We start from the raw sequence: 22,212 nt of genomic DNA, 5'->3' as shown, positions 1-22,212 counted from the left end.
TCAGTAAAAGCGCCGATGAAGATCAGGGAATATCATCTGCGCGAACCATACGGGTAGGCCGGGAAAAATCGAGCGTGACTTGGCAGATGGCGCTTCAACCACGCCCAAATCAATTAACTTTTTAAGCTGATCACTTGCTACGCGATCATGCAGCCCAGAAAAGATTTTGAAGTCCGCTCGGGCAATCTCACCTTGAGTTAGCAGGATATGGATGGCCTTGGCCATTTCCGGCTTCACTCCAGCCCCAATGAATCGCTCCTCAAGCCCAATCACTCTCTCAAGCCGCTGACGCAGACTTACCAGGCCCATCGCTTGTTCTACATACTCCATCTGATCAATGCAGACTTGCAGCATGAACTCTACAAATTCGAACAACCCACCTTGAGTCAGCTGACCACGACCGTCGAGATCACCGCGACGCGGCTGATCCGCTGCACGCAAGCGTCCATAGTACTCATCCTGTTTTCGTGCCAGCCCCCGAGAAAGTGACCAAAGTGGGGACGCTAGCCCAAGGCGCATCAACTGCAAGTGCGTAATAATGCGCACGACTCGGCCATTGCCATCTTCAAATGGGTGAATAAACGCAAGACGATGGTGATAAGCAAGAGCGCTGAGAATTCGCGACGTCAGATCAGGTTGCCCCCCATATACCTGTTGAAGGCGGGTGAGCATGGGGGCGACGGATTCCCAGGCAGGCGCTGCATGATCACCCACCAAGACATTGCGTTGTGCACTATCACGCAATTGACCCGGCACCATTAAGCGCCCATCACTCAGCCGCAAGTCGTCGTCGCTGGCACCTGTAAAAAGGCGGCGATGAATGACAGAAATGAATTCAGGCGCAAAGAACACGCTCCAAGGCGCGTCAAATGATTTCGGCCGACGTACTGTTCGCTCCAGTAACGCCTGAACGCCGATGTGACTTTCGGCCAGCTCACGCAGTTGTTTGGAGTCACGCCTGGGTACTCGCGTAGATAACGTAGCAGGCTCGGTGAATTGGCCTTCAATCAGGTTGCTGTAGTAACTATTGGTGATCCGCATCAGGCCGCCGATGCGAATAGCGGTGTTTTCGGGGAGCAAACCCGTGAGTTTTCCGGCACGAAACGATAGCGTCTCTGCCGTACGTAAAATCGAGGCAGGGAAACCCGGCGATGGCCAGACAGGTTCCAACCAGTGATTTCCGGACATGAACTTCTGCGTCATTTTCCTCACCATTTTCCGATTTTTTTTCGAATCTTTTTTCCTTTAAGGTCCAATAGTAGCGGGATAAATCCAAATTTTTATACAACTATCTGCTAAACATTTTTCTGATTTTTTTTCTGATTCTTTTTGACCTATACAACCAGCTCCACGTAATTCGACTCCCCACCTCCCGTCGCCCCCGACAACCAACCCCACACGAAACTCAGCGTGGTACGCCCGGCAGCATCGATACCGATGATGCCCCGCGACCAGCCGGCCAGCAGCTCACCTTCCAGCGTCAGGCACTGATACAGCAGCTCGATAGCGTCCGGGCCTGTGACGCGGCCGACCTGCGTACCCAGGCGGATGCGACCGCCTTGGTAGGTACTGGAAATGGCATCTCCCTCAACAAGGTAATGAAACACCGTTCCCGCGCCGGATAGCCCGTGGGTGTTATTGGCGACGGTGAATCGGCGGTTGTGCAAACGCTCGTGGATTTGCGAGGGGGGGTTCATCGAAGGCGCGTCCTTTCGCGGGGACCTGGAGACCCGGGCGTGGTGCTGAACAAAATATTTTGACACCTACAGCTGAGTAAACGCTGGGGCAAACGGCTCAACAGCGTGCGCCGGCTGATTGAGTATTTTGACAGTTACCAGTCAATCTGACTAAACCAACCATGATTTTCAACAATATATTTTGACACTGTGGGCCCACCCAACGAGTAATCACATTGTGATGGTGTTTGGTAAGCTGCAACCGCCTCAAAATGACATGCCTTCAGTTGCCTGAATCAGCATTTCCTCGACCCGATGTGTACCTTGAGTCGTAGATAGCATCGCATATGGACTGGAGCCCGAAAAACGGGCTTTTGGTGTTGAAAGCCAGTGTTTGGCTTTCTCAGCGTCCCCGAAGAGCGCCTCTGCCATGGCGTTAATGTGTGCGACGCGAAAAAGTCGATCGCTCTCGCTCAAAGTTAACCGTTGATTACTGGCCAATTTTGATTTCAGTGTTTTGAGCGGAATGATTCTGTCGCGCTCTTCAGCACTTATGGCTCCTGACTCGCCAAGCGCGCTTATCAGGCTGGCTGGAAATCCCGCTTCGATAATCTCGTGAATATCCTGATCTGAAGCATCCGAGGGGATATGAAGAGACGCCTCAAGACGGATACGGTAGGCATGATAAGCATCATCACGCAGGACTCCAGCAAACACGGTGAACAGTGATGCTGTGCCACGGGTAGGCCTTAACACGATTGCATACTTCGTTGTTGTGATTGTCAGATCGTCCCCGACTTCCAACCCGAGCTTGGCAAGCAGCTCTGGAGGTAAATCGACGATGACATTACCGCTACCGTCCCCGGCATCTTGGCACTTGACTGTCCAGCGCTCGCTTTCATTCATGATGGTCCGGCTCTCATTTCGTGAATAGAGAAGACGCATCTGTATGCTCTCGCGCTCAGCAGATTACGTCATTGGATAACCGATTATTGGGTCAACCTATGCCGAGTATTGCGACGAGCGGCTCTCACCGTGAGTGAACCGGCGAATCGTTAGCGACCCCTTGATGATCCATACAGAGGCATTCCGGGATCCGAGACCTTACTGGTTCAGACAACGCGAATAGTCTTCAAAAGCCAAACGATGCCGTCCCAGTACTTGATCATTGCCAACACTAAAGCTCCAAGAATTGGTATCAAGGACAGCCCCTTCAGCAGCCGAAAGGTTCTGGTCAGTGTCAGGCCCTGCTTGTCCACCTGATCGATGGTGATCCTAAGCAGGCGTTGAAGCTTTGGTGGGTAGGTTTTTATCTTGTCTTTGAAATCATCGAAGATGACATTGAAGCTATGAAGCAGGCGCTCCGTTTGCAGCATTTGATTGTGCAAGATCGCAAGCAGAACCACCGAGACCACAGCCAGGCCGAGGACAAGGATAAAACCTTCGAACTTTGAGGTGGTTTTCTCCAGCGCTACCAAACCGGCTAACGATATCGGGAGGGCGAGCATCTTGCCGGCAATGTCACCCAACACTCCACTCAGCTTGGTGCCATAGTCGATTTCAGCCTGGGCCACTTCACGACGAACCCGCTCAAACGAGAAGCTATAGACATACGTTTGGAGGTTGGCGCGGTAAGTGGCCAAGACCTCTCGCCACTCCCGCACAATCACCAGAAGCAAATTCGGCTCGCTTTCGAACTTCTCGATGACGCTCGCGACGGCCATCCGAATCATCAGCTTGCGTTCAGAGAGGTGAGCTTTATTTTCATTTTTTCGATTAAGAATTTCTTCCAACAAGCTCAAGTGGTTAAGTTCATAATCGAGCACTTTGACATCGACCTGAGTAGGGAGCAGAAATGTCCTCGGGGGCTTGGCCCCGTCAGGTGGTAAGGCAAAAAAAAGGTTATATCCGTCCGGGCTACTGTCTCTGTCAACGCCGATCGCTAGTAGCGCAAGCAACTCAATTAACCGACAGACGCGCCTGAGAGACTTGATCTCCGGGGGTTCAATATCATCGCTGTCTGCCCAGCGAAGCTCAGTAATGTAAACATTGCTCGGAAATTGTCCCTTGCCCAACGAACCATTTCGCGCGACAAACTCGGCCAGACTGCTGTAAAAATGGCCCGACTCATTCGATGGCAAGCGAAATTCAATTTCAAGAGAGTCTGCCTCTTCAGAAAGATGCTCAAACTTTCCATAGGCAGCCGGTAACTCATCACACATTCGTAATGCGCTAATGATCCCGGTCGTTGGCGCTCCCTCGTAACTGACGACCCCGTCGTGAATGGTGGGCGCTCCAAGGGCACGGTAGAGAGCTACCACATGAGAGAACATTCTCAGCCGCTCCTTGCCAGCAGTTCTTTCTCGATCACATCAATCAGCTCGGTCGTCATGTTGGACAGGGTCAACTTCTTCCGACCTTCATCGTAATAGACATCTGCGGCGGGATCCTTTCCAAGCGCTCCGCGTTCGAACTGCAATGACCAATTGGAAGCATCTCCTTTGATCCGAGTCTTCTCCTTCAGTGTTTTAGCGTTGACCGTAAAGTCGTCAGGAACCTTATTTTTTTCACTGTTCAAATAATCTTTCAAGCCTGCGATTTCATCAACCAGGTCAGCAGGAACATGAGCGACGGCGGCGTGAACAATGGAATCCAATCGTGCTGACTTGCCTGCTGCCAACTGCGTTTCAAGATACTTGATGACCGCCTCTTTAGCCCTGTAGCCAAAGCTTTTTAACGACTTTTTGTCGCGAAAGAACTTGGCTACGTTATCGATGGCGTTTTTTGTAGCACGGCCCGAAGCCACTCCCTTTGCACAACCCAGTGCGGAGATGAAGTAGTCAGATGCCTGACTGTCGCGGCCGCGGCTAATGAAGCATAGATAGGTTGAGTCGGCCTCCTCTACTGCCTCACTTTCCACCGTTTGTGGCGTTGCAGTAGCCATAGCCTGAATGGCCACAAAGCTACCCAGATTGATCCTGGCGGCTTGCTGAACTTTGTTCAGGTCTACTTCCTGAATCTCTTTAGGCACATAGTTTTCGTCCAACTGAATTCCACCACGCTCCTTCATGCTAGCGACAAGGAAAAAGTTGGAAGCTCCAGAAGAGTACTGAGCACACAGGATATGCCCACCAGTCGACAGCACCTGAAGACCGGCCTGTTCGACCAATTGATCCATAGCCAAGTGGGTCAGATCGATGAATTGATCCTCATCATCCTGGGTGGCTACGAATTCGGTAAAACGTCTCGGAAATGGACCTTGCCGTTCATCATTGGCGAACTGACCGTAGACCACACTGTTACCTTCTTTCCCGATGAGACCGTGAATCCCATTCACCAGAAATTGTAACGCCGGATTTTCGGTGTTGAGCACCACATCCTTTTTCACCACATCAGAGATAAAGCTCGTCTTCGCCAGTTTTTTGAAACTGTGAATGATGGCGGTTTTCAGTGTAATCATGGGTCGAATTCCGTTCCGATAGCATCAATATGGAATCACTGAAAATAACACCTTACCCAACAAACTTCAGGGCTTATCTCGACGGGTTCAAGCGCTGAAGGGAGTCCTTGTCTACCTAGTGAGCGTAGTCGAGATTGCCATATAACTGTACATTCATACAGTTAAATTATCCAGTCCGTTCGTCCTCTCTGAATAAGCAAACATCCACAAGCTCATTTCAGAGCCGAGGTGACCGGCAAACGTTACGTCCGTGAAATCGATTCAAACACCTTCCCCCAAAATGATCACCAACTGCGGGCAGGGCTATTCCGAATCTCTCCTATATTGACTACTCCGGGGGTCGGCATGGCTCGACTGCCGGAAAGGAAATTTTCTCTGTTAGCTCGTTCAGTCCAAAGGAAATGTGATGAGAGTAGCGATCTTGGATATCCAAAATTTTCGCGGTATCCGTGAAGGAAGCGTTCACTTTAAAGACCATCCTGTGCTGATCGGAGCTAACAACACCGGCAAAACTACGGTGATAGAGGCGTTGACGCTTCTTCTAGGGAGGGAGCGGATGATCAGGGAGCTCACCGAACATGACTTTTACGGTTCAGATCCCCAGCCTGCCGACAGAATAAAGCTTGTAGCCACAATCACAGATTTTCCTTCGGAAGACCCTTATCAGAATACCGATTGGTTTAGAGACGGTAGAGGCGTGCCTAAATGGCTGAACGAAGCCAACGGTACGATCAGCGCAGTTCGCACAGAAGAAGCATCGAAGCTATGCTCCCAAATTGGCGCTCAAGCTTATTTTGACCGCGACTCACTGTCCGTCGAGGTGGTTCGTTACTTCTACGATCACGATAATCCGATGGATCCCTTTGCCGAGGACTCGCCTGTAGGCGTTCCTCCACGATTGATAAAAGAAATTGGGTTTTATCTCGTACGAGCGAGCCGAACCTGGGACAAAGTTTTTTCATGGGGGAGTGAGCTGTTCCGGCGCACGCTACAAGCAGCCGCAGCCCAACCGTCCGAGGCCATTTTAGCTGAGCGTGATCGGCTCAGAAGCCCGGAAGCCCCGATCGAGAACGACGATCGAATTTCACCACTGATCCAGAACGTCAACGCTGAATTAGCGAGATGCATACCGAATGCGCCTCTTGTTCAACTGCGGGTGACGAGCACTGATAGCCGATCGCTTCTCGACTCTGTCGCTGCACATTTCGCTGTCGTCGGAGGACTGGGCGTGCCCGCCGCCAGACAAGGAAGCGGTTTGGTGTCTCTACAAGGTTTGTTACTACTTCTGGAACTAGGTCGAGGACGTGCAGCAGCGGGTGAGGGATTTCTAATGGCCCTGGAGGAGCCTGAGCTTCATTTGCCCCCAGCAGGACAGCAGCAGTTGGTGCAACGAGTGCAAGCGCTTTCAACCCAGACCTTCATAACTACGCATTCGCCATTGATTGCAGCGGTATCGGATCCTACCTCTGTATTGATTCTGCGAAATATTGACGGCCATCTCTCGGCCCTTCCTTTTTTGGCGGAGCCGTTGCTACCAGATGCTCAGAACTGGAAGAGGAAGTTTTTTCAACAAAGTCGTGTGGATGTCCTGTCGGCTTTAATGCACCCGTGTGTATTGGTGCCTGAAGGCCGTGCTGATTTCCAATTACTGAAAACGGTGCTGCGGCCGTTGATGTTGACCGAGGGTTGGTCCACGAGCATGCCATCTATGTTTGGGCTGGAGGTCGGAGTCGTTCCCACTGAGGATGCCAAAGTGGTAGAGACGTTCCAGTTGCTATCAGCTACCCATCACAAAGTCTGCTGTCTGGTGGACGGTGACAGAGACGGTAAACGCTACATCACGAACCTTCTGGCAGAGCCCACTGCTCCCTCATCAATAATACGCTGGGCAGACGACGAAATGATCGAAGACGCCATCGGCTGGATTCTGGCTGCGGATGGAGACCAAGTTGTCGGGAGGCTTACGGAGTTGACGGAGGTTGCTCCCTCGACTGTATCTGACGTCGTCGCCCATTTAAAAAATAAGAAAGTGGACGTGATCTGCTATGAGTCGGTGGCAGACGCAATAGTTAACTCACCTCTCTGTCGCGCCAGAGCAGCAGAGTTGTTCAGCTGTTTGGCTATGGCGTGCGCGGGAACTGCTAGCGCCCATTTCGCCGCCGACCCAGACGGTGTCTGGGTATTCCAACCATGACAATTCAATCTTTTTCCGGCGCGGCAGGTTGTGGAAAGACTCATCAGTTAATGGCAAACCTAGCCGCGAGATTGGAAAGACAGCCTCTACAGGCGTTTCAAAAAGTCTTGGCGTTGACGTTTATGCATGGATCGCGGAGGCGTTTGGACGATCGATTGGGCGATGTCGACCTTCTACGTCGGCAGTACGAGTGCACAACAATCGATGGATTCGCTTGGCGAATCGTCAGTAGATGGCAAGCACTGATCACACAATTGGGAATGGGGCATCCAAGAGTGAATGATTATGAGGCTGTCTGCCAGGTCGCCGCGGACCTCCTGTCTCACGATATCGTTGTCAGCTGGATCGCCGCGACATATCCCATTGTAGTCGTGGATGAAGCACAAGATCTCACGCCAAATCGACTGCGGATAGTGCAGGCAATGGCTGCGCATGTTGACCTGCTAATTGCTGCAGATGAATTTCAATGCCTCATCGAGGAGCTACGTCCTAACCCAGCCTGCGATTGGCTAACTGCTGTTGGCCACGACGCACTTCTTCAGCAGCCAAGGCGCACCTCAGATCAAAATCTCCTTGCCGCCGCCGGTGCTATCCGATCAGCACAGGCTCCAGCATCAAATGGGCTCTTTAAGATTTTCCACACCCCCACACCAGCTCTCGCCGCTTCTTACGTTTCTAATGGCATTGGTTGGAATAGAGGGGGGAAACGGGTCGCAATTATCACCCCAACAATGGGGCAATTTGCCCACGACATCCTCACGTGGGTCGCCACCCGAACAACAGGCAGAGGAAACGGGCCCTACAACATAATTCTGGAAGAGTCAGAGAGTAAGCTTGCCGACGCATTCATTAAGGATCTGGCTTTGCCGGACCAAGCCACATTGGCGGAAGCGTTCGCCTTGATGGCGGAAAAACCTGCACCTATTGCTCAAGACTTCGTGCGTTGGCTAGAGAAACAGCGGCGGACTAAGGGAAGGACTCATGTCCTTCGAGAAGAAATGGAGGACACAATACGGCACTCATTTTCAAATCAACGACGTCTAAGCTCACGAGATGGGCCCGGCATTCGAGCGCTAACCGTTCATGGAGCAAAAAACAGAGAATTTGATTTAGTGATTGTGCTCTGGCCTGCGGCAATTCGTGGAAATGACGAGCAACAGAGACGGCTACTTTACAATGCCGTTACCAGAGCAAAGCACCAGTGCTTGGTACTGGTACAACTCCCGAAAGCAATGACACTTCCCCCTTTCGCCGTTCGAGAGGCTTAGCTTTAAACGAGAACTAGCCCTTAGCACTACATAACCTTGGGTGAGGTTGATACAAAACTATTAGCTGCCGCAATGTCAGCGGCACCAGGACGATTTTTATGAGCCGAGCTTTGAGGCATCTCAAATTCGTCTGCCTTAGTCCAACGGACACCTAATCCACGAACTAAATAGCGGTTCGTTCGAGAAAAATCTGATGCTTCCGAAAAATCACCCTGCCTGAAAGAAATCATTCGCAGATCGTAGAGTCGAGTGATTGCGTCCGCGATGTGGTGCCTTTTGACCCCGGTAATCAGCGCTAACCGATCGTAGGAAAGCATAGCGATACCACCACGATTTGAGTCCCTGTACGCAAGCAAGGCGATGTACACCTTTAATGCCGACAACGACGCTCTGCTGAAGTTGAACTCAGTGAGCATGAGAATCTTGGAGCCAAACGAACCATCATAAAGCCAGCGTTTCGGGATCTTCGCCCAGCTTTTACTTTCAAGCCAGCCGCAAATCAGAATGCTAGACCCCTTTCTAAGGGCCTGCGCTTTTCGCTGAATAAGCCCTTCTGTTTCTAGTCGCGTCAACGCTTTCGCAATGGTTGGCCGAGACAAGCCCGTGAGCCGAATCAGCTCCTCATACGTCACGCTCGCGTTCCCAGTGATGAAATCAGCTCGGCAGCACAGCGCCAGGTAAAGCTTGAGCGAAGAAATGCATACGTTTCTTGCTGACTTGTCTTCCTTCAACCACATCGATTTTACCGAATAGGACTCATCCGCAAAGCTGACGAGTCCGCCTGTACGTATCCAATCGACAGGCAGTTTGGCCCATTCAGATACAGGACGTCGCACTTCGATTTTGCTCATTTCGACCTCCATGCATGCACCAGCAGACCAGCACTCAGAAGCAAGATACAGCACAACGCTAGCGTCAACGGATCAGCAGAGAGTGCCTTGTCAATTACAAACAGGACGGGATTCATTTGCCTGGAACCTCTAAAAAAATGGCTACAGGGGAAACGTTATCGCCAAGAGGACTTGCAATCTAGATATAGGCGCCCATCAAAATATACGTAACTATCTGTTAAATATAAAAATATAGGAAAATTTATTAGTTAATCTGAGGTAGGCCTAAGACGGAGGTTTTTGGCCGTTTTTTGACCAATTTGAATTCAGGTTTAAATTCCTACTCGCTCCAGCTCGTCCTACCAAACGAGCACATGTGCAGAGAAGCCAGCTGAATATGAGCACTCGTATTTCCAACGACTCAACACATGCTAAGTGCGATATCGAGATCTGTGCGCAACCTTCGACCGGACCCCATCAATACATAAATCGTATTCTTCGTCTCAAACAGGCACCCATGAGTGAAAGAAACAGCCAACGTGGTTCTTACCCAATCACCAGGTGGAAAACGACCTTTACTATCTTGGATAACGGTCAAAGCGTAAACCAGAGCAGGGGTTAGCCCCCTGTCAGTAATGGCTTTTCGCTGACGCGTTGATACTTCGATATCCAATATTGCCCAATCAGCAACAAGACAATAGGCACGGGAAGGAAAATGTAGGGTGGCGAGCGCCACGGCATCGGCGTCAGCGAGTGGGCACCCGTTTATCTTCTCGCCTGCGGAAAGCAGTGAGGTAAGCCCTGCCAAATTCATTCGTTCCTCCGGCCGATCTGTAATCCGACTTGAGCGAGAACCGTGTATCAGCATAGCTCGCAACTGATTACCTGGTTCCGATGCCGACGAATAGCAACAGGGTCATATCCCACCTTGCTTCTCTACTCTCCCTTTAAGTCGCTGAAGGGGATGATTTCTGTTGGCGGCGTCAGCGTACCAAGTGGTTTGCGCCAGTAACCCACGCTATGCCATTGGCCGTGTTTGTACCCAACCTCAGGGTAAGTACCGATATGGGTAAAGCCGAGCGCCTCATGGATACCTATGCTCCCCGCATTGGGTAAGGCGATGCCGGCATAGGCCGCATGAAAACCCTGTTTCTCAAGGAGTGGTAAAAGCCTCTGATAAAGCGCACGACCAATCCCTTTTCGGTGTAAGGCTGGATCGATATAGACGGTGACATCTACTGACCAGCGATAGGCTTCCCTGGCTCGATGCTGGCTTGCGTAAGCGTATCCAACGACCTTGCCGCCCATCTCTGCTACCAGATAAGGGTACGTCCGCAGTGTTACTGCAATTCGCTCCGCCATCTCGTCGACTGTCGGTGGTGCCAGCTCAAACGAGATGACGGAGTCCAAAACCATAGGCGCATAGATAGCCTGGATGGCAAAGGCATCGGCGGGTGTTGCAACCCTCACGTTGTAATTCATGTTTTTCCTTGCTGTTCCCCGTAATGAACCGTGGCTGGTCTGGGCTGAACCATGCAAGGCATCAACCGAGATAAGAATAACGAGTTAGATTCGTATAGCACCATCTTGAAAAGATTCATCACATCCGCGAATCGAAGCGAGGTTCGATCACTGTATAGGGAGCTTCTGCTCCTGCCGGCCTGGCTGCGGGATATCCACGACCACTTCTTTCCCCCCAAGAACCTTCGCCAGGAATAGCGCAGTTAGCCCACCAAAAAACTGCGAAATAATGAATGGCGCTGCATCTGAAATGCGTATTCCCGAGAATGTATCGGTGAACCCACGAGCAATGGTCACAGCTGGATTCGCAAAACTCGTGGAGGACGTGAACCAGTAGGCTGCGACAACATACGCGGCAACCACCTGAGGCACTTTTGCTTTGTGATATTTATCGCACAGCAGAATTGTCAGCACCAACCCCGACGTTGCCAAGTACTCACTGAACCACTGTGACGGCCCGGTGCGAACGTGATGGGAGAACTCGACCACAGGCAGCTCGAACATGAAATGCGCAGCGAATACTCCGAAGATTGCACCCGTTGTTTGAGCCGCCACGTAGGGGCCCAGTTGCTTACTGCTCAGTCCTCCGCGCAAATAGTCGACTACAGAGACCACCGGGTTGAAGTGCGCACCGGAGAAAGTGGAGAAGCACACGATCAGCACATACAGGCTCGCGCCGGTTGCCAGCGCATTGGCCAGAAGCGCTAGCGCATCGTTACCGTTTGCCAGGCGCTGGCCCATGATTCCAGAACCAACTACGGTGCACAGCAGAACTGCTGTACCGAGAAACTCAGCCAAGATCTTCCGTGAAGTACTCATTAGATAGGCTCTATGACAAGGGATTTGAGGGGAGCGGCTACTGAGCTGGCTCGTAGCCGCAGCTGCTGTTACGAGCAGCAGGACTTGGGCTTGACGGGCTGACTTCCCTCCACGACATACAATGCGTCGTCTGCGGAAAGGTAGGCATCCTGAGAGGCCAAATCCGTGGGTACACCGCGCTTGTAAAGCCTGCCGCTATCGCCGGTTAGTTCAAGCCCAGGCCCTCGGTAGATCACCGTCACGGACTTCCCAGTCTGAACTTCAGGCTTAGTACCAGTGACAGTGACGGAGTAGAACCGGACAGAGCCAATTCGCTTGGTTGAGGCGTCGTTCCGGGCCTCAATCTTTATTCCCGCGAGACCTACTTCCTGAAGCTGCTTGTAGAACTCCTGCTCCTGAAGTACGCCTGAGTAGCAGGCCGACCACAGCTTGCTGTCTCGTTTCAATTCGTCAGGAATGGCGATATCTGAGACGTTGTCAGAAATTGCAAAACGGCCACCTGGTTTCAGTACCCGATAAATTTCGGCGAAAACATTCTGCTTTTCGGTCTCACCAACCAGATTGATCACGCAGTTCGAGATCACCAGATCGACAGACTGGCTGTCGATAAGAGGCTTGGACTGGGAGCTATCGCTGATGAACTGCTCGAAGTTTTTCCACGATGCCCAATCAGCACAAGGCTCCGTACGCAGGCGTTCCTCGGCCAGTTCCTGATCGATTTTCAAGTTGCTCGCGGAGGCCTTGTAGAAACGCAAAGGTGCGCTATCTGTTCCCTTCTGAAACGCATTCGCTTCTTCACGAGCGATCTGCAACATGCTTGGGTTGATGTCGATACCAAAGACCGCACCCTTACTGCCGGCGATTTGGGCAGCTACGTAGCAATTCAGACCAGCCCCTGACCCTAAGTCCAAGACGACATCACCCTCACGCACATACTTGGTCGGGTTACCGCACCCGAAGTTGGCCTCGATGATTCGCTTTGGAATGTTCTTCAGGTACTGGGCACCATAAGCGTCGCTGCAGCAGCTCTCAGTCAGCTGCGATTCAAGGACCACGTTGCCATTGCTCAACGCCTCGGTGTAGTCGGCGATGATTGTGTTTTCAATTGCAGAAGTCATTACTCACATCTCCCGTTTAGCAGCACGAAGTGCCATCAGCGCAGCACGATTCCTCGTCAGAGCCTGCGATGGGTACAAGCCCTTTGGTGACCTTGGGATCTCGAACTGAAGGCGTGTTGCAGTCGAAGAAGCCGCTCTTGTCCAAGGCTGGCTCGACATAGCAACGCACTGGGATGAAATGGCTTTGGTAAGGCGCGGACATCAGCAGATTAAAGGTCTTCTCGCACACCGCTGTACGGACGCCACGCTGGTAGGTATGGCCGTCGTCGTCGACGGTATGTTTCCAGGGGCCTTTGTAGATAACGGCATGTCCTTGGTCGAGGCACACGCCGGCCTTACCCTTGTACGCGCTCAAGGTGAACAGTCGGAACTCAATGCCGTCCTGAATGGAGACAGGCACCTCGGATGCGAGCTCATAGGTGATGCCATGGAAGCCCGCCTCGCAGAGCTGCTCGGCAATAGCAGACTCAGTTAGCGCGTTCTTGCACTCCAAACCTTCCACAGTAAAGGCACGGAGAGAAACGGCTTCCTCATCAGACAGAATCGCCGGGAATAACAGTCGGCCATGACGTTGCAGTCGCTCATAGAGCGATTGCGCGATTCGGCCAAACTCGGGCTCAGCGTTGAAGCCTTCCCAATAAATGTTCGCGAACAAAGTCGCGTCGGCATCGTGCACGTTCGGGCTGAACGCTTTGCCCTGACCCAGTCCTAACTGGGTGGCGAGCTCTTCATTTCGGTTCGCAGAGCAAATGAAAAGTGTGTCCTTGCGATCCTTCAGCGTTCTGTTTAATAACTCGTTATGCGCACGCCAAGCAATATGGCCCGGCACCTGAAGACCATCAGTTTGGTTGGCCAGCCTGAGAGCTGCCTGCAACAAAGTAAGTGACGACATCTTTTATCTCCTTAGCATTTCAGGCAGCAGCGTTTGAACACACCCTCTTCCGGCGGTGTGACCGAGTCCATGAAGAGCTTGTCCAGGCGAGAGTCCGAATGCTGCCAGTCGAAGTGAAATTCGTGCTCCTCCAACTGCAACTCCTTCACCGTGTCGTTGTTAAGCAACGGTGAGCCTTTATAGAGATGCAGCCGAGTCTCAAACTGGATAGGGTCGACGATGTTCTCCAGCTCGTTGCGAGCAATGAAATCGTGCAGCTCGGCCATGTCCTCAAGGCTCACCCAAGGGTTGAACGTGATGAAGGTCGGGTTAACCTTGACGCCGGCCTCCTTCAGAAACGCCAATGCCTCCTCGATCATTGGCACGTTCATTTCCTTAAAGACCTGGTCGAGAACTTCCTGCTTGGGGAACTCCAACGCGGTTGTGATGAAAGCAAGCCCTAGCTGCCCCATTTCCTTGATGGCGTCTTTGTTCTCCAGAATATGATCCACGCGAGTGGTGAAGTCGTACGTGAGGTCGGGGAATTGCGAATGCAGAGTCCGGATGATTTTCAAACCGTGCTTCTTGGCATTAAAAAAATCGGCATCCGTGAAGGTGAGGTGAGTCATTCCCTGTGCGACGAGGTTCGCCACGTCGCGCTCTACAAGATCGTCGGAGACCAAAAGCACCTTGCCGTCGTAGGCTGCATACACGGAACAGTAGGAACACTTGTGGTGACATCCGCGTGACCCTTCGACTCCACCCACAACTTTCTTTTCGCCGAGCAGCTTCTCCAGCTGAGGTTGCGGGTATTTGTGTAGAGGCGGTGCCAAGTCCCTGCGCGGCAGGCGGAACCCGTCACGGATCAACTGAGGCACCACAATCTCACTGGAAAGGCCGCGAGCCCGATCGATCACTCCGCGCAGATCTTGTTCCTGTTCGCCACTCAGGTGTTTAGCCAAGCTGACAATGGGTTTTTCCCACTCGCCGGCGATCGCATAGTCACCGTATTTGGAGGCCAGGCTTTTTGCATTGATGGTCGCGTATTGACCGAAGAAGCAAATTTTCTGGGAGGGCTTCGCCTCTTTAAGCTGCTTGGCCAGCTGCGTTCCCGCAGTCAGAGAGTCAAAAAGCGGTACGCAGATGAAGACCAAATCTGCGTCGCTGAATCTCTCCAGGGAAAGCCCCTCAACGTAGATATCGATCAGCTGCGCTTCGATATCTGCATCGAGTAGAGCTGTGGTTGCAGATATCGCGTTGAGCGGTTGATACCCCCCTTCGAATGTACTGGCGACCAGGTACTTCATTCTCTTTCTCCTTGAGCTCAGGCACGACGATTCGGTGACTGGAGTCACTGATGGTTTTGTAGGAATTCGAAGTTAAAGCGAGATCAGCAGAAGAACTGCCAGACCTATCAATGCTTGTAGAACTGAACCGGCAGTCACCAAGCGCATATACCTGCCGGTGCTGTATTCGGGGAAAGCGTCCGATTTGACCAGCCAGTAATAGCTGTCGTTAGGGAGAATGGCGACGAAGGATCCCAGGCACACGGCGAACGTGACGCTCATCAAATCCACTCCGCTGGACGCCAGGATCGGCGAGAGAACAGGAGGAATGGCAGCAAAGGTCGCTAGTGAAGAACCATTCAGTGTTTTGAACACCCCAGCCAGAAGAAACACCCCAACCAAAATATGCGTGGTGCTGCCCGACGCGCTAAATGCGTGCTGAATCAGGTCCTTAGGCAGCACCATACCGAGGGCTTGGCCCAGAGCAGACGCACAACCAATGGTGAACAATAACGAGCTGGTTCTACGCATCGCTTTGGACAGTAAATCTTGAACCTCACCAGGTTTGCAGCTAACCGCGATCAACAGCGATGTGGCGATCAGCGCCCCGGCGGGAGTAGTGAAGAACTCAATTACGGAATGCTGGTTCTTGGGAATGGCATACCCGGCAATCAGGAGCACGAAAAACACAGCCAAAGGCAGCATTACCTTAAGAACCGAGTCCTGAGGCGCTATTGGGTCAGTCGATCCACGGGAGGATGGAAAGTCCGTGCGGGTCGTCCAGTAGGTCCAGATCGTCCCGGTAGCCCATGTGACGACTGTGAGCAACAGCCCTAGATACAGAAACTGCGGATCATGAGTGTTAGCCCCTAACCCAATCCCAATTATCAGCGGGCCAGCGGGCATCAGAAGCTTGAACCCCGAGTAGCAGCCGATCGCAATGTACTTCCTGTGTTGCCCCGCAATGGGAGCAAGAGAGGCATAAGCTGTATCGGGGCATACCATCCCAGCACCCAGCAGGGGTGACAGAGAGATACCGAATTTTCCGAAGGAAGCGCTTCCCTGCGTCGAGATCCAGCCAGCAATGAAAAACGCGCTCAGGATCACGATAGCGAAATAGCCGAGATTGTTTCCGAATCCTTTGCTCAGCGATTGGAATACGTCACCGCTGCTTGTGCCGGCAAGAAGGGGGATCAGTATTGCACCCAGTAGCATCGCGACAGGGAGAGGAATGGAAACGCTGCTCCATAGGTTCCGTAACCGGGAGCCAGTTTTCGTCCTAAGCGCTTCTACCAACATCCATGTACCTCCAAGCATTACCGGAACCGCCTTTGAAAGGTCCGTGAACCTTGTGTCTAATTCACAATCGCAAAATACGTTGCGAGCCGCAACCAATATTTTGGAACAATTTTTCGGACCGTTATGCCCAAAAATATGTGTCGCTATGACTGCTAAGGTGGTATTAGCGTTTTCCCGGAATTGCGAGCCGAGTGCTATGCCAAAGAATGATCAGATCGACCAAGATGCCGAACAGCTCTATGAAGCGCTGAGTCATTTGGTTCGCGTGTACCAGTTTCGAGACAGAGATCGGAGCTGCTGCGAAGGTCTATCCGTCACTCAATGCTACGCGCTTGAGCATGTGATAAAGGCTGGGCCTGTTCGCGTTCAATCGTTGGCCAGCGAGCTTTTTCTCGATAAGAGCAACGCCAGCCGGCTGGTTGATTCACTTGCCAAACAAGGGCTCGTTCGCCGTGTACCCGACGCAACTGACGGCCGCGCCTTGGCGATCACCGTGACGCCAGAAGGCGCGACCCTCTATGAGAGTATTCGCTCGGATTTGGTGAGTGAAGCTCGCAACCTGGCATTTGATTTGTCGAAAGAAGCACGTGATGGGGCGATCGAAATGTTACGTCGCTTCGCGAATGCCACCGAACAACGCTGCGGCCTGAAAGACCTTAGCCGTGACGAATATCTGCCAAGCAAATGCTGCTGAAATAGCAAAAGCTGTCCTTCTCCCGAAAAATCGCACCGTCTCTAGACCTGTAAAGTCTGAGAAAAAAGTGACCATCACCTAAAGTCTTACGAATGTCTCAAAAAATTCTGTTCTTCCCAATGTCCATGCCCGACGAGACCCTTCACTCACGAGTTACCCGGTATCATTTACTTTCGGGAAATAGAACTGAGCGTGAGACTTTTCAAGACCTTTTTGGTGCCGATCCCTTTTCCATAAAAATTATTCCTAAACGAATCGAAGACCTTGCAGAGAAGCTTCCTGGCGATAGGAGCGACAATTTAAATGAGTTGCTTGCATGCAACACAATTCTTTCTGCTTACAAGCCATTTTTAGGAATTCCTAAAGTCAACCATGAGGGCAATAGCACTTCGCTCGTATCCAGACTTCCTCGTAGAGAGGTCAGTTTTCATAGCATGGCTAAAATTTGCCTTTCCTGCGTCCAATCCGACCTTATTGAGACGGGGCATTCGTACTGGCACCGATCTCATCACATTCCGGGCGTAACAGCTTGCTGGAGACACGGTGAGACTTTATTGCAGGCCTGTCCAACTTGCACTCATCCGTTTTACCGAGATAACAAGTTATTACCTATGTTAACCAACTCCTGCGTATGTGGCTGGAGACCATTAGGCTCACACTCTCCTTCGAAAGTTCTGAAAATCGAGCAAAATTTTGCACAGTTTGCAAAAGACCTTCTGGATAGTGACTTGCCGGCTGTTCCGTCTGGAGTATTAGCCGCATGCTATCGTCGACAAGCGAAGAAAAATGGGTTTGCTCGTGGAAACCTGATGGCGACGACGAAAATGTTCGAAAGTATCCAATCAAAATTTGGTCATGATTTTTTGTCGAGAATTGATAATGCGTACGCGTCAGGAAAGTACCATCAGTGGATAAGGACCACCACCGTTAATGATCAGCTAGATATGCCAATCACTCGACACCTCATCATTTCCCTCCATTTATTTGGGGACGTGAAGACATTCGAACAAAGAATTGCGGAAGAGCTAATACTATTTACTGGAACAAAATCCAGAAAGCCACAAAGCAAAACAGGCCCTGACAATACCAAAGCACTTCATCGCCTAAAAGTTAACAACATCATAGAAGCACGCCCGGGAGCAACCTTAGATTACTTATGGAAACATACGTACCAAACAACCCTTTGGCTTACAGCAAACGATAAAAAATGGCTTTTAGGGGTGCTCTCAAAAAAAGCAAATGCTGCGCTAACAGAAGAATCTAAAACCCACAAATTCGATAGCGAATACGCAGACATCATTAAAAGTGGTGTTAATGAGCTTTATAAAATTAGCAAAACGCAGATCCGTGTTAATCTTGGAAACATGCTTGCATTGCTACCGAAGAGAATAGCTTGCGTCCCTCAACGAAATAGCCTATTCCCACTGGTATCCGAGCAGCTCGAAACTAATTTTGAATCAGTTTGGCACTTCCGTTTGCGCAGAATTATTTCAGCGCTATCAGAAATGCACCGTCTGAAATTAACTCCCAATATTACGAGCTTGGTTCAACTGTCGTCTTTGCCTAATCAAGCTTGGAACGCACTCATTAGCTACTTCGAATGGGATGTGGAAAAAATGGTGAGCGAAGGAATAGATGCTGAAAAAGAATTGGCCAAAGCAAACGTCACTCGCCAATGGGAGGGCCCTCCTGGGTACCAAATGTCTCTCGGAGGACGATCCTACACCAAGCAAAAAAGTTAACTAGCCACCTTTCTAGGCCTGCATTCCCTTCTCTTGCATGGGGAAATTTAGCGATTCCGACAAGCGATCCTCAGCCTGCCCTTCTTCACTGAAGGGTGACGCACCTAACCACCCAGCACATTCGCTTTACCGCATATTCGAATTATCATATATTCGATTTTCCATATGCGGGAGAAGTGAACATGAGCGAGCTCATCACCCCCACCGTCCTGTTTAAAAGCTTGGCAGATGCCACTCGAACCAAAATAACGCTACTCATCGCCCGCGAGGGCGAACTCTGTGTATGCGAACTGACCGTGGCTCTTGGGCAGAGCCAACCCAAAATATCTCGACACCTCGCGTTGCTGAGATCCTCTGGGTTACTGGCGGATCGGCGCCAAGGCCAATGGGTTTACTACCGACTCCACCCTGACCTACCTAGCTGGGTCACCGAAGTGCTTAAAGGTGTCGTCGATGCCAACCGACAGTGGCTGGACACAGAAACTAAGCAGCTCTGTGAAATGGATGATCGTCGAGTCAATCAGACCGTATGCGGCTGATCCAATCCTCATTGCCACCCTGAGCGCCTTGGCTTTGCGCCTCAGCTTTTAATTCCAGGAGATCACAATGAAAGTCCTATTCATGTGCACCCACAACAGCTGCAGGAGCATCTTGTCCGAGGCGGTGTTCAATCACCTTGCTCCTGAAGGAATGGAAGCCGTCAGTTCCGGGAGCTTCCCAAGTGGCCGGGTAAACAAGCGAGCGATTCAAACGCTCAAAGCTGCTGGTATCCCTACTGAAGGCCTTAGCAGTAAAGCATCCGATGCCTTTGAAGGGGCGCCACCAGAGATCGTGATCACCGTCTGCGATCGGGCTGCCGGCGAAGCCTGCCCGATTTTCTTCGGCCCGGCGCTCAAGGCTCACTGGGGGTTGGCTGATCCATCCGAAGCTACGGGATCGGAAGCGCAGATCGAGGCGGCATTCCAGCAAACCCTGATCAAAATCCAGGAGCGGGTAAACGCCTTCATTTCGTTGCCTATCGCTACGTTGAGCGAAGCAGATCTCAAAGCTGAGCTAACTCGCATCGGCACGTTGTGAGCTAAGCGTCGCAGGGGCCAGGAGTAACTATGAAAGACCATTTCCCAAACATCGAAGCGGATCTCATCGACGTCCCAAGCATGGAACGGCTCACTCCTTGTGAGCTGTCCACGCATAAACCCCGAATTCTTCTAATCTACGGTTCAACCCGCGAGCGTTCGTTCAGCCGTTTGGTTACTCAGGAAGCCGCGCGATTGCTGGAGCACTTCGGTGCGGAAACACGAATCTTCAACCCATCAGGATTACCACTACCTGATGATGCTCCGGATACCCACCCCAAAGTCGCAGAACTCCGCAAGCTAATGCAGTGGTCGGAAGGACAGGTGTGGTGTTCTCCTGAGCGTCATGGGTCGATGAGCGCCGTCTTTAAAGCTCAGATCGACTGGGTACCATTGGCGATGGGCGCAGTACGTCCAACCCAAGGTAAAACCTTAGCAGTCATGCAGGTTTGTGGCGGGTCTCAGTCTTTCAATGTAGTGAACCAACTACGGGTTCTAGGACGTTGGATGCGCATGGTGACAATCCCCAATCAGTCATCAGTGCCCAAGGCGTTCACCGAGTTTGACGAGGATGGACGTATGAAGCCTTCGTCTTACTACGATCGCCTGGTCGACGTGATGGAGGAGCTGATGAAGTTCACCCTGCTATTGCGTGACCGTCAGGACTACCTGGTAGACCGTTACTCGGAACGCAAAGAGTCGGCCGAAGAGCTGTCGAAACGAGTGAATCAGCGCTCCATCTAAGGATCTCATCATGTCTCACCCTTTCTCGATCCTAGCAATGCCAGATGGTACGGGCACTCTCATCTTTACCCCGTGTCCGGGTACTCAGAATGAACCGCTTCAGCGAGCGCTCGGCACTCTGAAAAACGCAGGCGCCAGAGCCATTGTCAGTCTGATGGCCGACACCGAACTCACTCACAACGGAGTCGGTGAGTTAGGTCAGCAAGTCCAGGCAGCTGGACTCGCTTGGTTCCAGTTACCGATTGAGGACGATGAGGCTCCCGACGCTGAATTTGAGGCCAAGTGGCAGAAGGCTCTCCCTGCTTTGTCGGAGCTTCTGGAAGCAAACCAAGCCATTGCGATTCATTGCAAAGGTGGGTCGGGACGCACAGGGCTGGTCGCCGCAAAACTCATGATCGACAGAGGGATCTCGCGTACCCGAGCTGTTGAGTTAGTACAGCAGCTGCGACCGCGAGCAATCCAAAAACCTTCGCACGTCTCTTACATCGAGCGACTTTGAGAGCTTTGTCTTAGCCGAAGGGAGTAGTTAATGGACACTCAAAACACACTGCTGGATGTGGTGGTCATCGGAGCAGGTCAGGCTGCGCTGACAACGGCTTACTTCCTCAAACGCACCGGTCTATCGTTCGTTCTGTTAGATGCAGAACAAGGCGCCGGCGGTGCGTGGCGTCACGGATGGGACTCATTGCAGCTGTTCTCTCCGTCTGCCTGGAGTTCAATCGCAGGGTGGCCGATGCCACCAGTGACTGATGGCAATCCCGGTCGAGATCATGTTGTTGATTACTTGGCTCAGTACGAAAGCAGATACGGGTTTCCTATCGTGCGTCCCGTAGAGGTCACGAACGTTGAGCCTATGAGTTTCGGTCTGCGGGTCCACTCAAAAAATCAGCATTGGGATGCCAAAGTCGTAATCAGCGCGACCGGGTCTTGGAGCAACCCCCTCATTCCCCATTTCCCGAAAAACGAGCTATATCAAGGTCAACAGATTCACTCAGCACACTACCGTTGCGCAGAGTCGTTTCAAGGTAAACGGGTACTAGTTATCGGCGGTGGTAACTCAGGTGCCCAGATCTATGCAGAAGTATCCAAGGTGGCGGATGCCACTTGGGTGACCCTGGATGCTCCAAAGTTTTTGCCTGATGACGTAGATGGTCGTGTGCTTTTTGAGCGTGCCACTGAGCGCCTGAAAGCCTCTCAGGACGGACGTGATGTGCCCCAACCAACCGGCGGATTGGGTGACATCGTCATGGTGCCGTCGGTGAAAGAAGCACGTGAACGTGGCGTTTTGAACGCTGTACGACCGTTTGAGTTCTTTACGCCAAACGGTGTTGTCTGGAGAAATGGAGATGAGACTGCGATTGACGCCATTATCTGGTGCACCGGTTTCGCTCCCTCCTTGAACCACCTGCGCGGGCTCGGCGTCGTCAACTCAAAGGGGCAGGTTGACGTTCACGACAATCGCTCATTAATCCAACCTCGGCTTTGGCTAGTTGGCTACGGCGACTGGACTGGCTTGGCCTCCGCAACATTGATTGGGGTAACTCGAACCGCTCGCAATGTCGTAAAGGACATACAGCAATATTTGGCTCAAGATATAACCTGAGCGGTTCTCCG

At 51.8% G+C, this 22,212-nt stretch carries 22 protein-coding genes; 9 read left to right on the top strand and 13 right to left on the bottom strand.

The features are described 5' to 3' along the window. The 5 genes from V3W40_RS16470 to V3W40_RS16450 form a co-directional block, all read right to left on the bottom strand. Positions 1-1,203: a Fic family protein gene (locus V3W40_RS16470; protein WP_330215349.1), complete on the bottom strand. Its 1,203-nt coding sequence runs from the start codon at positions 1,201-1,203 to the stop codon at positions 1-3. Positions 1,204-1,334: 131 nt separating this feature from the next. Next, on the bottom strand, positions 1,335-1,697 hold the full coding sequence (locus V3W40_RS16465) for a hypothetical protein (RefSeq protein ID WP_330215348.1): 363 nt from the start codon (positions 1,695-1,697) through the stop codon (positions 1,335-1,337). Positions 1,698-1,943: 246 nt separating this feature from the next. Next, positions 1,944-2,393: an antitoxin Xre/MbcA/ParS toxin-binding domain-containing protein gene (locus tag V3W40_RS16460; RefSeq protein ID WP_330215395.1), complete on the bottom strand. Its 450-nt coding sequence runs from the start codon at positions 2,391-2,393 to the stop codon at positions 1,944-1,946. A gap of 395 nt (positions 2,394-2,788) precedes the next feature. Further along, positions 2,789-4,009, bottom strand: a complete 1,221-nt coding sequence (locus tag V3W40_RS16455) for a hypothetical protein (protein ID WP_330215347.1) — start codon at positions 4,007-4,009, stop codon at positions 2,789-2,791. A 2-nt stretch (positions 4,010-4,011) separates the two neighbouring features. Then, a complete protein-coding gene (locus V3W40_RS16450; RefSeq protein WP_330215346.1) occupies positions 4,012-5,136 on the bottom strand; it encodes a nucleoid-associated protein in 1,125 nt (374 codons plus the stop codon). 406 nt (positions 5,137-5,542) lie between these two features. Here V3W40_RS16450 and V3W40_RS16445 point away from each other — a divergent pair, with 406 nt between their 5' ends. Beyond that, on the top strand, positions 5,543-7,330 hold the full coding sequence (locus tag V3W40_RS16445) for an ATP-dependent nuclease (RefSeq protein ID WP_330215345.1): 1,788 nt from the start codon (positions 5,543-5,545) through the stop codon (positions 7,328-7,330). Beyond that, the gene (locus V3W40_RS16440) at positions 7,327-8,598 is read left to right on the top strand and encodes an ATP-dependent helicase (RefSeq protein ID WP_330215344.1); all 1,272 of its coding nucleotides are present in this window, start codon (positions 7,327-7,329) and stop codon (positions 8,596-8,598) included. The genes V3W40_RS16445 and V3W40_RS16440 overlap by 4 nt, the downstream gene beginning before the upstream one ends. Positions 8,599-8,624: 26 nt before the next feature. Here the strand turns inward: V3W40_RS16440 and V3W40_RS16435 are convergent, their stop codons facing one another. The 8 genes from V3W40_RS16435 to arsQ all read right to left on the bottom strand — a co-directional run bounded on the left by V3W40_RS16435 (position 8,625) and on the right by arsQ (position 16,342). Further along, positions 8,625-9,449: a MarR family transcriptional regulator gene (locus V3W40_RS16435; RefSeq protein WP_330215343.1), complete on the bottom strand. Its 825-nt coding sequence runs from the start codon at positions 9,447-9,449 to the stop codon at positions 8,625-8,627. A 400-nt stretch (positions 9,450-9,849) separates the two neighbouring features. After that, on the bottom strand, positions 9,850-10,242 hold the full coding sequence (locus tag V3W40_RS16430) for a DUF6957 family protein (RefSeq protein ID WP_330215342.1): 393 nt from the start codon (positions 10,240-10,242) through the stop codon (positions 9,850-9,852). Between the two features lie 122 nt (positions 10,243-10,364). After that, positions 10,365-10,910: an arsinothricin resistance N-acetyltransferase ArsN1 family B gene (locus tag V3W40_RS16425; RefSeq protein WP_330215341.1), complete on the bottom strand. Its 546-nt coding sequence runs from the start codon at positions 10,908-10,910 to the stop codon at positions 10,365-10,367. 147 nt (positions 10,911-11,057) lie between these two features. Next, positions 11,058-11,768: an MIP/aquaporin family protein gene (locus tag V3W40_RS16420; protein WP_330215340.1), complete on the bottom strand. Its 711-nt coding sequence runs from the start codon at positions 11,766-11,768 to the stop codon at positions 11,058-11,060. A 68-nt stretch (positions 11,769-11,836) separates the two neighbouring features. Beyond that, on the bottom strand, positions 11,837-12,886 hold the full coding sequence (gene arsM, locus V3W40_RS16415; RefSeq protein ID WP_330215339.1) for an arsinothricin biosynthesis methyltransferase ArsM: 1,050 nt from the start codon (positions 12,884-12,886) through the stop codon (positions 11,837-11,839). A 16-nt stretch (positions 12,887-12,902) separates the two neighbouring features. Then, the gene (locus V3W40_RS16410; protein WP_330215338.1) at positions 12,903-13,778 is read right to left on the bottom strand and encodes a methyltransferase type 11; all 876 of its coding nucleotides are present in this window, start codon (positions 13,776-13,778) and stop codon (positions 12,903-12,905) included. A gap of 11 nt (positions 13,779-13,789) precedes the next feature. Continuing rightward, entirely contained in the window at positions 13,790-15,064 is a 1,275-nt protein-coding gene (gene arsL / locus V3W40_RS16405; protein ID WP_330215337.1) for an arsinothricin biosynthesis radical SAM protein ArsL, read from the bottom strand. Between the two features lie 72 nt (positions 15,065-15,136). Then, entirely contained in the window at positions 15,137-16,342 is a 1,206-nt protein-coding gene (gene arsQ, locus V3W40_RS16400; RefSeq protein ID WP_330215336.1) for an arsinothricin export permease ArsQ, read from the bottom strand. 196 nt (positions 16,343-16,538) lie between these two features. Between arsQ and V3W40_RS16395 the strand changes: the two genes are divergently transcribed. The 7 genes from V3W40_RS16395 (at position 16,539) to V3W40_RS16365 (ending at position 22,201) form a co-directional block, all read left to right on the top strand. Beyond that, positions 16,539-17,036, top strand: a complete 498-nt coding sequence (locus tag V3W40_RS16395; protein ID WP_330215335.1) for a MarR family winged helix-turn-helix transcriptional regulator — start codon at positions 16,539-16,541, stop codon at positions 17,034-17,036. Between the two features lie 92 nt (positions 17,037-17,128). After that, entirely contained in the window at positions 17,129-18,778 is a 1,650-nt protein-coding gene (locus V3W40_RS16390; RefSeq protein ID WP_330215334.1) for a TniQ family protein, read from the top strand. A 182-nt stretch (positions 18,779-18,960) separates the two neighbouring features. After that, complete coding sequence (locus V3W40_RS16385) at positions 18,961-19,317, top strand: metalloregulator ArsR/SmtB family transcription factor (RefSeq protein WP_170036570.1); 357 nt, start codon at positions 18,961-18,963, stop codon at positions 19,315-19,317. Between the two features lie 67 nt (positions 19,318-19,384). Further along, the gene (locus V3W40_RS16380) at positions 19,385-19,855 is read left to right on the top strand and encodes an arsenate reductase ArsC (RefSeq protein ID WP_330215333.1); all 471 of its coding nucleotides are present in this window, start codon (positions 19,385-19,387) and stop codon (positions 19,853-19,855) included. A 29-nt stretch (positions 19,856-19,884) separates the two neighbouring features. Beyond that, positions 19,885-20,598, top strand: coding sequence for an arsenical resistance protein ArsH (gene arsH / locus V3W40_RS16375; RefSeq protein WP_330215332.1), 714 nt, complete (start codon positions 19,885-19,887; stop codon positions 20,596-20,598). Positions 20,599-20,608: 10 nt separating this feature from the next. Continuing rightward, complete coding sequence (locus tag V3W40_RS16370; protein ID WP_330215331.1) at positions 20,609-21,097, top strand: cyclin-dependent kinase inhibitor 3 family protein; 489 nt, start codon at positions 20,609-20,611, stop codon at positions 21,095-21,097. A 30-nt stretch (positions 21,098-21,127) separates the two neighbouring features. Beyond that, positions 21,128-22,201 carry an ArsO family NAD(P)H-dependent flavin-containing monooxygenase gene (locus V3W40_RS16365; protein ID WP_330215330.1) on the top strand — a complete coding sequence of 358 codons (1,074 nt, stop codon included), beginning with the start codon at positions 21,128-21,130 and terminating at the stop codon, positions 22,199-22,201. The last annotated feature ends 11 nt before the right edge of the window (positions 22,202-22,212 follow it).

It is taken from the genome of Pseudomonas sp. AM8 (assembly GCF_036346475.1).
GTDB lineage: Bacteria > Pseudomonadota > Gammaproteobacteria > Pseudomonadales > Pseudomonadaceae > Aquipseudomonas > Aquipseudomonas marginalis.
The sequence above is the reverse complement of the archived record's forward strand: the minus strand, read 5'-3'. Positions and strand labels throughout refer to the sequence as shown.

Excerpts from the sequence above, each read along its gene's own strand:
- V3W40_RS16470 (WP_330215349.1), bottom strand. The coding sequence starts at position 1,203 with ATGACGCAGAAGTTCATGTCCGGAAATCACTGGTTGGAACCTGTCTGG.
- V3W40_RS16465 (WP_330215348.1), bottom strand. The coding sequence starts at position 1,697 with ATGAACCCCCCCTCGCAAATCCACGAGCGTTTGCACAACCGCCGATTC.
- V3W40_RS16455 (WP_330215347.1), bottom strand. The coding sequence starts at position 4,009 with ATGTTCTCTCATGTGGTAGCTCTCTACCGTGCCCTTGGAGCGCCCACC.
- V3W40_RS16450 (WP_330215346.1), bottom strand. The coding sequence starts at position 5,136 with ATGATTACACTGAAAACCGCCATCATTCACAGTTTCAAAAAACTGGCG.
- V3W40_RS16445 (WP_330215345.1), top strand. The coding sequence starts at position 5,543 with ATGAGAGTAGCGATCTTGGATATCCAAAATTTTCGCGGTATCCGTGAA.
- V3W40_RS16440 (WP_330215344.1), top strand. The coding sequence starts at position 7,327 with ATGACAATTCAATCTTTTTCCGGCGCGGCAGGTTGTGGAAAGACTCAT.
- V3W40_RS16435 (WP_330215343.1), bottom strand. The coding sequence starts at position 9,449 with ATGAGCAAAATCGAAGTGCGACGTCCTGTATCTGAATGGGCCAAACTG.
- V3W40_RS16430 (WP_330215342.1), bottom strand. The coding sequence starts at position 10,242 with ATGAATTTGGCAGGGCTTACCTCACTGCTTTCCGCAGGCGAGAAGATA.
- V3W40_RS16425 (WP_330215341.1), bottom strand. The coding sequence starts at position 10,910 with ATGAATTACAACGTGAGGGTTGCAACACCCGCCGATGCCTTTGCCATC.
- V3W40_RS16420 (WP_330215340.1), bottom strand. The coding sequence starts at position 11,768 with ATGAGTACTTCACGGAAGATCTTGGCTGAGTTTCTCGGTACAGCAGTT.
- arsM (WP_330215339.1), bottom strand. The coding sequence starts at position 12,886 with ATGACTTCTGCAATTGAAAACACAATCATCGCCGACTACACCGAGGCG.
- V3W40_RS16410 (WP_330215338.1), bottom strand. The coding sequence starts at position 13,778 with ATGTCGTCACTTACTTTGTTGCAGGCAGCTCTCAGGCTGGCCAACCAA.
- arsL (WP_330215337.1), bottom strand. The coding sequence starts at position 15,064 with ATGAAGTACCTGGTCGCCAGTACATTCGAAGGGGGGTATCAACCGCTC.
- arsQ (WP_330215336.1), bottom strand. The coding sequence starts at position 16,342 with ATGTTGGTAGAAGCGCTTAGGACGAAAACTGGCTCCCGGTTACGGAAC.
- V3W40_RS16395 (WP_330215335.1), top strand. The coding sequence starts at position 16,539 with ATGCCAAAGAATGATCAGATCGACCAAGATGCCGAACAGCTCTATGAA.
- V3W40_RS16390 (WP_330215334.1), top strand. The coding sequence starts at position 17,129 with ATGTCTCAAAAAATTCTGTTCTTCCCAATGTCCATGCCCGACGAGACC.
- V3W40_RS16385 (WP_170036570.1), top strand. The coding sequence starts at position 18,961 with ATGAGCGAGCTCATCACCCCCACCGTCCTGTTTAAAAGCTTGGCAGAT.
- V3W40_RS16380 (WP_330215333.1), top strand. The coding sequence starts at position 19,385 with ATGAAAGTCCTATTCATGTGCACCCACAACAGCTGCAGGAGCATCTTG.
- arsH (WP_330215332.1), top strand. The coding sequence starts at position 19,885 with ATGAAAGACCATTTCCCAAACATCGAAGCGGATCTCATCGACGTCCCA.
- V3W40_RS16370 (WP_330215331.1), top strand. The coding sequence starts at position 20,609 with ATGTCTCACCCTTTCTCGATCCTAGCAATGCCAGATGGTACGGGCACT.
- V3W40_RS16365 (WP_330215330.1), top strand. The coding sequence starts at position 21,128 with ATGGACACTCAAAACACACTGCTGGATGTGGTGGTCATCGGAGCAGGT.